The following is a 12,377-nucleotide window of genomic DNA, read 5'->3' on the forward strand; positions in this document are numbered from 1 at the left end:
GACAGCGGTGCATCCACGTGGCGAGCCGGACGGTGGCGTGGACCTTTCTTCAGGCGCCGGTTCTCATATGTCGTCGCAAATAACGACGCCGAGCTTACGAGATGGCCTCGCAGACCAGTGCGAGGAATGTCCGCCCCCGAGGGCGAGGCTCGAGATCCTGCCTCGTCTTCGCCTGTATGCTCCGCATTGGACACTGTCCCACGCGGGTTCGATCGCCGCCCGATTTTTCGTCACCGTTCCAGCATCGTCCAGACTGGCCCGATGAGCGAACGGCCGAGCGCGGCCAACTCGTAATCGGGTTTCGCCTACTCCTCGGCGACCTCCGCCTCGGCGCCCGTCTCCCCGATATGCTCGACCGACACCACGCGCTCGCCTTCGGCCGTATCGAACACGATGACGCCCTGCGTGCCGCGGCCGACGATGCGGATGCCCTCGACCGGGCAGCGGATCAGCTGGCCGCCGTCGGTCACCAGCATGATTTCGGCGCCGCTGCCGACCGGGAATGAGGCCACGAGCTTGCCATTGCGGGCGTTGACCGCCATGGCGACGATGCCTTTGCCGCCGCGTCCGGTGATGCGATATTCGAAGGACGAGCTGCGCTTGCCATAGCCGTTCTCAGAGACGGTCAGGATGATCTGCTCGGCCTGCTCCATGTCGCGGAAGCGCGCCTCGCTCAGCTCGATCGACGCCGAGCTTTCCTCGGCTTCGGCCGCTCCCTCTTCCGCGCCATTCTCCTGGGCGCCGGCGCGCCGCTGCGCCGCTGCGCGCTTCAGATAGGCGGCGCGCTCCTCGCCGCTCGCCTCGAAATGCCGCAGGATCGACAGCGAGATCACCCGATCCTCGGCGGCGAGGGCGACGCCGCGCACGCCCATGGAGCTGCGGCTCTGGAACACGCGCACATCGGTGACGGGGAAGCGGATGCACTGCCCCTCGCGCGTCGTCAGCAGCACGTCGTCATTCTCCGAAGCGGTGGCGACGTCGACGATGGCCTCGCCCTCGTCGAGCTTCATGGCGATGATGCCGGAGCGGCGCACATCGGAGAAATCGGAGAGCTTGTTGCGGCGCACCGTGCCGCGCGTGGTCGCGAAGATGGCGTCGAGCGTCGCCCAGCTCGATTCGTCCTCCGGCAGCGGCATGATGGTGGTGATGCGCTCATTCTGCTCGAGCGGCAGAAGATTGACCAGCGCCTTGCCGCGCGCCTGCGGCGCCGCCAGAGGCAGGCGCCACACTTTCTCTTTATAAGCGCGGCCGAGCGAGGAGAAGAACAGCACCGGCGTATGCGTCGAGGCGACGAACAGGCGGTGGACGAAATCCTCCTCCTTCGTCTGCATGCCGGAGCGGCCCTTGCCGCCGCGCCGTTGCGCGCGATAGGTCGAGAGCGGCACGCGCTTGATATAGCCGGCGTGCGAGACGGTGACGACCATGTCCTCGCGGGCGATGAGGTCCTCGTCCTCGACATCGCCGTCGCCGTCGACGATCTGCGTGCGGCGAGGCGTCGCATAGGCCGTCTTCACCGCGATCATCTCGTCCTTGACGATGCCGAACAGCTTTTCACGCGAGCGCAAAATCTCGAGATATTCGGCAATCTCGGCGGCGAGCTTGTTCAGCGCCTCGGCGATCTCCTCGCGGCCGAGCGCGGTGAGGCGCTGCAGGCGCAGATCGAGAATGGCGCGAGCCTGCGCCTCGGAGAGACGAATCGTCCCGTCCTCGTGCAACACATGGCGCGGATCGGCGATCAGCGCGACCAGCGGCGCCATGTCCTTGGCCGGCCAGAGCCGCTCCATCAGCGCCTCACGCGCCGCAGCGGCGTCGGCCGAGGTGCGGATGAGACGGATCACCTCGTCGATATTGGCGACGGCGATGGCGAGGCCGACCTGCAGATGCGCCGCGTCGCGCGCTTTATTGAGCCGGAACTTGGTGCGCCGCGTGACCACGCTCTCGCGGAAGTCGACGAAGGCGACGAGCACGTCCTTCAGCGTCAGCAGCTCGGGCCGCCCGCCGTTGAGCGCGATCATATTGACCGGGAAGCTAGACTGCAGCGCGGTGTGGCGCCAGAGCTGGTTCAGCACCACATCGGCCACGGCGTCGCGCTTCAGCTCGACGACGATGCGCATGCCGTCGCGGTCGGATTCGTCGCGCAGATCGGCCACGCCCTCGATCTTCTTCTCGCGGACGAGCTCGGCGATGCGCTCGATCAGCGCCGCCTTGTTCACCTGATAGGGTATCTCGGTGAAGATGATCGCCTCGCGCTCCTTGCGCAAAGTCTCGATCTCCGCCTTCGCCCGCATGATGATCGAGCCGCGCCCGGTCGAATAGGCGTTGCGAATGCCGCCGCGGCCGAGGATCGTCGCCGCGGTCGGGAAGTCCGGGCCGGGCACGATCTCCATCAGCTCGGCGACGCTCATATCGGGCCGGTCGATCAGCGCGATGGCGGCGTCGATCACCTCGCCGAGATTATGCGGCGGAATGTTCGTCGCCATGCCGACGGCGATGCCGCCGGCGCCATTGACGAGCAGGTTCGGGAAGCGCGCCGGCAGAACCGTCGGCTCCATCTCCTTGTCGTCATAGTTGGGCTTGAAGTCGACGGTGCCTTCGTCGAGATCCTCGAGCAGTGCCAGCGCCGGCTTGGCGAGCCGCGACTCGGTGTAGCGCATGGCCGCCGGCGGGTCGTTGTCGACCGAGCCGAAATTGCCCTGCCCGTCGATCAGCGGCAGCCGCATCGAGAAAGGCTGCGCCATGCGCACCAGCGCGTCATAGATCGCGGCGTCGCCATGCGGGTGATACTTACCCATGACGTCGCCGACGATGCGCGCCGATTTCACATAGGGCTTGTCGGGCGTGTGGCCGTTCTCGTGCATCGAGAACATGATGCGCCGATGCACGGGCTTCAGCCCGTCGCGCACATCGGGCAGCGCGCGGCTCACGATCACGCTCATCGCGTAATCGAGATAGCTGCGCTTCATCTCATCGGCGATCGAAACCGGGCGAATGTCGGAGCCGGGCGCAGCCGCTCCAGTCTTCTCTGTGTCGTCGTCGGCCAAGGGGCTCCGCCAATCCGATAGTCGTCGCAAGCGGTCTGCGGCCCGACTCCGGGTCGCAGCGTCACCGCCCATTCGAGAAGGATCGCCGCCTCGTCGCCTCGGGCGAAAGACGTCGCCGAAGTCGCCCCGGGGAAGATCGGGCGCCCTGTCGGCCGCGCCGTCGAGGCTCGTCGTCGGCGATCTCGCCGCAGTCGAGCGACGCGCGCGATCAGCGATGATCTATAGGCGATTCTGCCGGCCGGCGCCAGTTTATGACGCCTCGCGCCAGGGCCGGCGAAATGTCAGCGCTGGCCGACGGTTTGGAGCTTGCGGCGGGCGTTCATCACCAGCGCGCGGGCGCCGGGGGAGCCGGGCTCCAGCAGTTCGACGCCGTCCCTGTCCTGATCCCAGCGGCGCGCGTCGGCCTTGGCCGTCGGCGGCTCCGAGACGACGCCTGGCGCCTCTTCCGGCTGCGGCGCGGAAGCGACCGCCGAGCTCGACCGCGCCCGCAGGGTCGCGGAAATCTGCGCCCATTCGGCGACCTTCTCGGCGTCGCGCTCGCGCGCCGACTCGGGTCGGCGCAGATTGCGGAGCCGCGCAATGAGAGCGAGGGCCGCGGGCGCGCCCTTCTCGCGGATGACGACGAGCAAGACGGCGAGCCGGCCGCGCTTCGCCTCCGCGGGCGGCGGAGCGACGACAGGCGCAGGGGCCGGCGCGGGCCGACGCCGCGCCTTCCAGCGGCGCGCCGCGAACAGCCCGCCGATCGCCACAAAGGCGAGCAATAGCGCCCAATCGGTCCAGGAGCCGGAGGACTGCTCCTCCTCGGGCGGGAGCGCCGGCGGCGGCGGCAATTCGGCCACGGGCGCGGCCTGCTCCGTGGCTTCCGGCGCCGCGGCGGGAGCTGCGACAGAAGGTGCGGCGGCGGGAGGCGCATCCGCAGCCTCGACGGCGGGCGGCGACGCGGCTTCGACGAGAGGAGCGGCCTCCGCCATGGGCGCCGGCTCCGCTGCAGGGGCGGATTCCGCCATGGGCGCCGGCTCCGCCATGGGCGGGATCTCACGAACAGCCTGCACAGGCGCCTCTGTCTGCAACGCTCGCTCGGACTGGGGAGCGGTCGGAGCGTCGACGGCGACAGCCGGCGACGGCTGCGCGGGCGCTTCCGCGGCGACCGGCGTCTCGGCGGGAGCGGGCGGCGCGACGGCGGGCGCGGCCTTCTGGGCGCCGTGGCGAACCGGCGTCAGCGGCGGCAGCTGCATGATGATGCGGTCATAGTCCTCGCGTCGCGGCGCCGCCATTTCGTCGATGGTCGCCTCGGCCCGCGGCGCGCGGCGCGCCGGCTGGGCGGCGAGCGGAGCGGCGAAGCCGAACGTCAGAAGGACCATTCCGCTCACGGCGAACGAACGACCAGACCGCATCGGAAGCTCCACTCCACAGGCAAAGGACGCCGGCAACTTGACCGGCGGAGCGACAAGAAAAGGTTTATGCGCGGCGCACCGCATCTTGCGATGGTTGACGTTTGCTTAATGGGCCGTTCACGGCCCATTCAAGACTGATGCGCGACTATGGGCCGCTTCCTCCGGAGGACATCATGATCAAGATATCGCGCTCTTTTTTTGTCGCGGCGCTGGCCACGGGAGCGGCGCTGTCGAGCGTCCCGGCGGCGCAGGCCATGCCCGTTGCGCCCGCCCCCGCCGCCTCTGAGCCGCATCCGCTCATGCAGGACGTCTCCTGGCCCTGCGGCCCGGGCATGCGCCTCAATCGCTGGGGCCGCTGCGCGCCGAAATGGGGCTGGGGCCCGCCGCGGCCGCATCATCCCCCGCATCACTGGCGCCGTTATCGCCATTGGTGACGAAAGCCGAGGGGGAGGACAGAGTCCTCCCCGCCCGCATTCGAGCGCTTGCCGTTCGTGAAGCGCTCCTGTAAGAGCGGGCCTGCTCGTGGCGACGCCTTCGGCGATCGTCGGCGCATGGGGCCTCGTGGCGGAGTGGCTACGCAGAGGACTGCAAATCCTTGTACGGGGGTTCGATTCCCTCCGAGGCCTCCACTCGTTTTCCTGTCCTGCGATTGAATTAGCTTTAGACGCCGCCGCGCGGCGACCGCTTCTTCGCGTCGCGCCGGGCGCCTGCCTGTAGATTTCCGGAGGTCCCAATCGCCCGCCCAGCGCGCATCATGTCGCGAGCGGCGTTCCGATCCGAATAGCGGCGCGCCGCGCAATCTCTATGAAATGCGCGATCCTATTTCAGCACCGGCCGATCGCCCATCGTCGAGGAGACTCGAAATGGCCATTTCGTCGCAAGATACCGGCTCAATCTCATCCATCCTCGGCGAAGATCCGATCAGCGTCATCACCGACGGCGCGACCGTCACGATCCGCATCGACAGGAGCCTGTTCAAGGCGGCCGCCGATACGCTCGGCCTCGTCATGGTCGGGACTGGTCTCGCCATTTCTGCGGACGGCAAGCTCTCCGTCTCTCGAGACATCTTGGATCGGCTCGCGGCTCTGGAGGGCCCCGGCGCAGTCATCGGCGCGGTCATCGCGAGCTCCGCTCCCGATGCGATCGTCCTCACCCATAATTCTGCGCTCTCCGCCACAGCGCCGGCGCCGAGCGCTTTCACCGTCGCGGCGAGCGGCGGAGCCGTTGCGGTTTCGAGCGTGTCGATCCTCGGCGCCGCGGTCACCCTCGGCCTGTCGCGCGCCATTGGCGTCGGCGAGACGGTCTCCGTCTCCTATGCCGTTCCCGAGACGCATCCGTTGTCGACCGTCGCCGGCCTCGTGGTCGCCGCCTTCTCACGCGCCGTGATCAACAATGTCGGGAGCACGCCGAGCTCCGCCCTCTCGACCGTCGTCACTCCCGATGCGCATCCGAGCACGATCATTCTCACCTATTCGGCGGCGCTCGCCGCCATCGTTCCCGCGACGAGCGCGTTCACTGTCACGGCGAGCGGCGGCGCGGCGAGCGTCGTCAGCGTCGACGTCTCTGGCAACGCCGTCACCCTCGGCCTCTCTCGCGCGATCGTCCATGGCGAGACGCTGACGGCCAGCTATGTCGTTCCGCAGACGGGAGCGCTCGCCGACGCGAACGGAATTGCTGTCGCGGCCTTCACCGATCAGCCTGTCACGAATGAGGTCGGCGACCCGACGGCGCTTTCGTCGCTGCCGGCCGGCGCAGTCGCGCTGTGGCTCGCCGAGAATTATTCGGCGACGCCGCAGCCGCATATCCCCAACTACTACCAATCCAGCGTGCCGGTTTCGCAAAACCTCGTTCGCGGCCTCGACGATCCGGCGTTGCGACCGTCTTTCTGGGGCGGCTCGAGCATCGTCGTGACCTATAATCAGCCCGGCCCCGACGATTCGACGACGGCGGTCCGCATCGTCGGGACCAACACGACGTCGTGGTATTACGACTACACTCTGTCCACCACGCTTCCGGCCGGCGAATATACGATCGGCTTCTCCTACAAGCGCGGCGGCGCCGCCGATCAGACGTTCAAAACCGCGTTCGGCCCGACCTCGGAAACGACATTCACGGCGACGGACACGTGGCAAACGGCGTCGTTTCAGGTCACTCTCGCCTCGACGTCGGCGAAGCTCATTCTGGCGCAAAATGTCGCGAGCGTCGGGGCGGATATCCTCATCGACCACATCCGCATCTACGCCGGCGCGACCGATTACGGCGCTGACCATCGCAACGGCGGACATCTGTTGTTCGGCAGAAGCCCGAACGACGGCTCGCATATTGTCACGTCGGGCGTTCTCGACCTCAGCTCCGGCGCGGGCTGTCTCGCCGTTTTCGACGAGGACATCGACCTCGCGAGCGCGACGGTTGTCGCAGTCGGAACCAAGATCGGCGCCGGCAACGGCTCCGGCTATCACGCGATCGTGTCGAAGACGACGAGCTACAGCCAATTCTCGGCGTTCTTCGAGCGCGAATTGATCGGCGTCTCGAAGCTGAACAACGGGACATATGAGCGTCCATCGCTGGGATATTTCGAAACCTACATCCCCGGCTATCACTTCTGGGCGCATCGCATATCGTCCCTGTCCGCCGACTTCTTCTTCGACGACTCGCATTTTCAACAGGGAGCCGGCGGCTCGGGAGCGGTTGTCCGCTCGCTGTTCGCCGGCGCGATCGTGCATTTCGCGCAAGGCGGCGACTATATTTGCAATTTCAAGACGACGGCTATCGGCATTTGGCCGCGCGCGCTTTCGAACGAAGAAATCGCGACCGCGCGCTCGATCCTCATGGCGCGCGCCGCGAATGTCGGCGCGGCGAGCGGCGCCGGCAATGATCGCTTCCTCGTCGTCGAGGGCGATTCCCTGTCGCTCCAAGGCCCCGGCGATCAACCGTCGCTGGCTCTCGGCTCATATTGGTATCGGTTCGCGGCGAGCCAAAATCCCAAAAATATCGGTTGGATCGGAGCGATCGGAGGATCGACGGTCGCCACTCTCGCCGCGCGCAAGCAAGCGGTGCTGGACGCGATCCCCTCCGCTCTCGGCGCGCGCAAATTCATCTTCTCGAGCTGGATCGGCGTCAACGGCCTCGCCAATCATCCGGGCGGCGTCACGGGATGGCTCGCAGACTATGCGGCCTATCTCGACGAAATCCGCGCCAGAGGCGCGAAGGTCGTGGTGCTCACCATCACGCCCTACAGCCTCGCGCGCGGCGGCGCGACATTCGACCCGATCCGGCTCCAGGCGAACGCAGCGCTGCGCGGATGGGTCGGAACGCATTGCGACGCCATTGTCGACGTCGGAGGCGATGCGACGATCGGCGTGGCGTCCGCGGCGGAAAATACGGCCTACTACTACGACGGCCTACATATGACCGATGCGGCTTACGCCATCGTCGAACCCTTGTATCGGGCCGTCGTCAACGCGATCTGATAACACGTCGCGATCGGCCGATCGGCGAGGACGTTGCCTTCGCGGACGACGCGCGTCAAAATGGCGTTCGTCCGTCCTGCGCACCAATGCTTCGCCATGGCGCCCCGTTACGCCGAGCTCGCGACCGCCACCAATTTCTCCTTCCTGCGCGGCGCGTCGCATCCGGAGGAGATGGTGGCGCGCGCCCTCGAGCTACGTCATTGCGGCGTCGGCATAGCGGACCGCAATTCGCTCGCCGGCGTCGTGCGCGCTTTCTCCTTCCTGCGCGAGCATGCGGAGGCGGCGCCCGGCTTTCGGCTCGCCGTCGGCGCGCGCCTCGTCTTCGCCGATGAGACGCCGGACATTCTCTGCTATCCGCAGGACCGCGCCGCTTACGGCCGTCTCTGCCGGCTGCTGACGCGCGGCAATATGCGCGCCGAGAAAGGCGAATGCCGTCTCTTGCTCGACGATCTCCTCGCCTTCGGCGCGGGCCAGCAGATCATCGTGATGGAGAATGGCGCGCTTCCGCCCGCCGTGGCGCGAGCCTTTCGCGGGCGTCTGTGGCTCGCGGCCACGGCGCTCTATGGCCCCGACATGCGCGCCGCGCTGCTGCGCCGCATCGCGCTCGCGCAGGAGACGAAGCTGCCGCTCATCGCGGTCAATGATCCGCTGATGCATGATCCCGCGCGGCGCCCGCTCGCCGATGTTCTCGCCTGCGTGCGCGAGAAGACGACGCTGGACGAAGCCGGCTTTCTGCTTTCCGCCAACGCCGAGCGCTGTCTGAAGAGCGGCGAGGAGATGGCGCGCCTGTTCGCCGCGGCGCCCGAGGCGGTGGCGGAGACGGCGCGCTTTCTGGACGGCCTCTCCTTTCGCCTCACGGATCTCGCCTATCATTATCCGAGCGAGCTGCGCGAAGGTTTTTCCAGCGAGCAGGAGGCGCTCGCGCATTTTGCACGCGAAGGCGCGAAGACGCGCTATCCGGACGGCGTGCCGGAGACGGTCGAGGCGCTGCTGCGCCACGAGCTGAAGCTCGTTGCGCAATTGAACTACGCCGCCTATTTCCTCACTGTCCACGACATAGTGCGCTTTGCGCGCTCGCGCGGCATTCTCGCGCAGGGGCGCGGCTCGGCCGCCAATTCGGTCATCTGCTATTGCCTCGGCGTCACCGAGGTCGATCCGACGAAGCATGATCTTCTGTTCGAGCGCTTCGTCTCCGCAGCGCGCAACGAGCCGCCCGACATCGACGTCGATTTCGAGCATGAGCGGCGCGAGGAGGTGATGCAATACATCTACGAGCGCTTCGGCCGCGAGCGCGCCGGCCTCACCGCCAGCGTCGTCACCTATCGCTCGCGCTCGGCCATACGCGAGGTCGGCAAGGCCTTCGGCCTCTCGGCCGACGTGGTCTCCCGCCTCTCCGGCAATGTGTGGGGCGCGTCTCGCGGCGGCGTTTCCGATGAAGGCGTCGCGCATGCGGGGCTCGACATGCGCGACCCGCGGCTCGCCAAGGCGCTGGAGCTGACGCGCGAGCTCACCGGCTTTCCGCGCCATCTCTCGCAGCATACTGGCGGCTTCGTCATCACACGCGAGCGTCTCGACGAGGTGGTCCCGCTGGCGCCGGCGGCGATGGAGGGCCGCACCACGATCGAATGGGACAAGGACGATCTCGACGCGCTCGGAATATTGAAGATCGACGTGCTGGCGCTCGGCATGCTGACTTGCATGCGCAAGGGCCTCTCTCTGCTCGCCGAACGCTATGGCGTCGTTCACCGCCTCTCGACGATTCCGGCAGAGGAAAAATGCGTCTACGACATGATCTCGCGCGCCGACACGATCGGCGTGTTCCAGATCGAGAGCCGAGCGCAAATGTCGATGCTGCCGCGGCTGCGTCCGGAAAAATTCTACGATCTCGTCATCGAGGTGGCGATCGTGCGCCCCGGCCCCATTCAGGGCGACATGGTGCATCCTTACTTACGCCGCCGCACCGGCAAGGAGAAGGTCTCCTATCCGTCGAAAGAGCTGGAGCAGGCGCTCGGCAAGACGCTGGGCGTGCCCCTGTTCCAGGAGCAGGCGATGCGCATCGCCATCGTCGCCGGCGGCTTCACGCCCGAGGAGGCCGACCGGCTGCGCCGCGCCATGGCGACATTCAAGCGCGTCGGCACGATCGGACTGTTCCGCGAAAAAATGCTGTCTGGCATGGTCGCGCGCGGTTACGCCCGCGACTTCGCCGAACGCTGCTGGAGCCAGATCGAGGGCTTCGGCTCCTATGGCTTTCCCGAGAGCCACGCCGCTTCTTTCGCCCTGCTCGTCTATGCCTCGGCCTGGCTCAAATGCCGCTATCCGGATGTGTTCTGCTGCGCGCTCTTGAACTCGCAGCCGATGGGCTTCTATGCGCCGGCGCAGATCGTGCGCGACGCGCAGGAACATGGCGTCGGCGTGCATGAGGTCGACGTCAATTTCTCCGATTGGGATTGCACGCTGACGCCGCGCGCCGGCGAGACGCGGCTGCATCCACGCCATGTAGCGATGGCGCAGGACATTCGCGCGACGCAGGATGTGCGTCTCGGCTTTCGCCAGATCGTCGGAGTGAAGGAGGAGGACATGCGCCGCCTCGTCGCGCGCCGCGGCGCCGGTTATGATTCCGTGCGCGATCTGTGGCTGCGCGGCGAGCTCTCGCCCGCCGTGCTGGAGCGCCTCGCCGAGGCCGGCGCCTTCGCCTCGCTCGGCCTGCCGCGACGCGACGCGCTCTGGGCCGTGCAGGGACTCAATCGCGTCGGCGACAAGGACGATCTGCCGCTCTTGCGCGATCTCGCCTTCGCGCCGCAGGAGCCGGACGCGCATCTGCCGCCGCTGCCGCCGGGCGCCGAGGTGATCGAGGATTATCGGTTTTTGTCGCTGTCGCTGAAGGCGCATCCCGTGGCGTTTCTGCGCCAGCGGCTCGCGGCGAAGGGGATCGTCCCCTGCTCCGCGCTCGGCGGCGGTCCGACCTCCGTGCGCGACGGCGCGCGCGTCATGGTCGCCGGCCTCGTGCTGGTGCGCCAGCGTCCGGGCTCGGCGAGCGGCGTCGTCTTCATGACCATCGAGGATGAGACGGGCGTCGCCAATATCGTCGTCTGGCCCAAATTATTCGAGCGCCAGCGGCCGGAAGTGATCGGCTCACGACTCGTTTCGGTGACGGGCCGCGTGCAGAACGAATCCGGCGTCGTGCATGTGATCGCGCAGAAGATCGAGGATATGAGCGCCGATCTGCGCCTGCTCGAGCATTCGCGCGCGGCGAAGGCGCGCGAGGCCATGCCGAAGGGGCGGAATTTCCAGTAATTAGCCGAAATAAATTTACAGCTGAACTTTGCTGCTCAGAAATAAAAGAAGCTCAGCCATGCTTTGTTCCATTTTTTTAATCTCAGCGATAGCCCCCTCCCAGGTTCCAACTCCATATTCCTTATAGATATTTTGTTCCATTTCCTCGACGCTTAGACGTATTTTTTCAATGACATCATCCAGCTCCTCCGTAAATTTCTGCCGCCGAGTAGCGATCAATTGTGATACAAATACTACTGACAAAACAATAACAAATAATATTTGTATCATATTGGCCGCATACGATAACGGAGAAACCGCCATCAGCTCGCGCGTTGACGCAAATACCATTGTATTAAAGCTATAATGAAAAAACGTAAACATCGAAGGAAACCCAATTTCGTCATACTTAAAAGAATCAATATCTATCTTACAAATCGCTAAATTTACTGCAAAAAATACAACAACCGTATAAATAAATAAAAATAGCGTTGCTACAGCACCAGATATCGCAGGAAATCCACTACGCTTATAATCCCTAAGAATTGTTGCAGAAAAAAGACATGCCCTGCTTACAATCAAAGATATCTGCAGATTGCCGCGGTATGCAGCTAATTGACTAGGGTTCATTTCACAAACCGGTGGTAAGTCCTTTATTTTCTCTGAAAATGGCTTTGACTCAACAAATTTCTTTCCGATATCTGGAATCTTTTTGTAAATTCCTATCACCTTTGACATTTTAAATGCAGATACAATCGATGATATGTACTCTATACAATTCAATCCAACCAACGCGAACCCGGCCACCCAAAGAAGCATTTGGTCAAGAGATACTAAGATCACGAGGATGGAGGCAAGAAATACAGAAAACATAAGAAATTTTAGTCGGAAACTGTTTACAAATACCGCCAATCCATTGACAACCGCAACGAGCAACATCCAGCTTTTCGTCTTCCAAATCATATATAAAGGTAAGTATATAATAGATATCGCCGGATAAAATAATATAAACATAAAAAATTTAACAATTTGCCATCTGCTAAATATAAGCATTGAAAACGCAACCGCGAAAATTATTGAAAAAATTTTATAGTCAAGAATCCACAATAAATTATTTGCTATGATTCCGATAACAAACACATCTATGTCAAATACAAATAACTTTATGACGACATATATCCAAAATATTATTGCGAAAA

6 protein-coding genes and 1 tRNA gene are annotated in these 12,377 nt (G+C 64.2%); 4 read left to right on the plus strand and 3 right to left on the minus strand.

The features are described 5' to 3' along the window. Positions 1-305: 305 nt before the first annotated feature. Positions 306-3,041: a DNA gyrase subunit A gene (gene gyrA, locus CQW49_RS02060; RefSeq protein WP_003612759.1), complete on the minus strand. Its 2,736-nt coding sequence runs from the start codon at positions 3,039-3,041 to the stop codon at positions 306-308. A gap of 281 nt (positions 3,042-3,322) precedes the next feature. Further along, the gene (locus tag CQW49_RS02065; RefSeq protein WP_065083665.1) at positions 3,323-4,402 is read right to left on the minus strand and encodes a hypothetical protein; all 1,080 of its coding nucleotides are present in this window, start codon (positions 4,400-4,402) and stop codon (positions 3,323-3,325) included. A 206-nt stretch (positions 4,403-4,608) separates the two neighbouring features. On the opposite strand from CQW49_RS02065, the gene CQW49_RS02070 reads away from it, so the two are divergent. The 4 genes from CQW49_RS02070 to CQW49_RS02085 all read left to right on the plus strand — a co-directional run bounded on the left by CQW49_RS02070 (position 4,609) and on the right by CQW49_RS02085 (position 11,199). Further along, a complete protein-coding gene (locus tag CQW49_RS02070) occupies positions 4,609-4,869 on the plus strand; it encodes a hypothetical protein (RefSeq protein ID WP_003612754.1) in 261 nt (86 codons plus the stop codon). A gap of 121 nt (positions 4,870-4,990) precedes the next feature. Next, positions 4,991-5,064, plus strand: a tRNA-Cys gene (locus CQW49_RS02075). A 234-nt stretch (positions 5,065-5,298) separates the two neighbouring features. Further along, positions 5,299-7,905: an SGNH/GDSL hydrolase family protein gene (locus CQW49_RS02080; protein WP_003612752.1), complete on the plus strand. Its 2,607-nt coding sequence runs from the start codon at positions 5,299-5,301 to the stop codon at positions 7,903-7,905. Between the two features lie 96 nt (positions 7,906-8,001). Then, positions 8,002-11,199 (plus strand): error-prone DNA polymerase, encoded by a 3,198-nt coding sequence (locus tag CQW49_RS02085; RefSeq protein ID WP_003612751.1) that lies wholly within the window; start codon positions 8,002-8,004, stop codon positions 11,197-11,199. Positions 11,200-11,214: 15 nt separating this feature from the next. Here the strand turns inward: CQW49_RS02085 and CQW49_RS24265 are convergent, their stop codons facing one another. Next, positions 11,215-12,117 (minus strand): hypothetical protein, encoded by a 903-nt coding sequence (locus tag CQW49_RS24265; protein WP_155931223.1) that lies wholly within the window; start codon positions 12,115-12,117, stop codon positions 11,215-11,217. Between the last annotated feature and the right edge of the window lie 260 nt (positions 12,118-12,377).

Origin of the sequence: Methylosinus trichosporium OB3b, from assembly GCF_002752655.1 — a bacterium.
GTDB classification, from domain to species: domain Bacteria; phylum Pseudomonadota; class Alphaproteobacteria; order Rhizobiales; family Beijerinckiaceae; genus Methylosinus; species Methylosinus trichosporium.

What these genes read in the sequence shown, in the direction of transcription:
- CQW49_RS02080 (WP_003612752.1), top strand. Translation starts at nt 5,299, where the DNA reads ATGGCCATTTCGTCGCAAGATACCGGCTCAATCTCATCCATCCTCGGC.
- CQW49_RS02065 (WP_065083665.1), bottom strand. Translation starts at nt 4,402, where the DNA reads ATGGTCCTTCTGACGTTCGGCTTCGCCGCTCCGCTCGCCGCCCAGCCG.
- CQW49_RS02070 (WP_003612754.1), top strand. Translation starts at nt 4,609, where the DNA reads ATGATCAAGATATCGCGCTCTTTTTTTGTCGCGGCGCTGGCCACGGGA.
- CQW49_RS02085 (WP_003612751.1), top strand. Translation starts at nt 8,002, where the DNA reads ATGGCGCCCCGTTACGCCGAGCTCGCGACCGCCACCAATTTCTCCTTC.
- CQW49_RS24265 (WP_155931223.1), bottom strand. Translation starts at nt 12,117, where the DNA reads ATGTTGCTCGTTGCGGTTGTCAATGGATTGGCGGTATTTGTAAACAGT.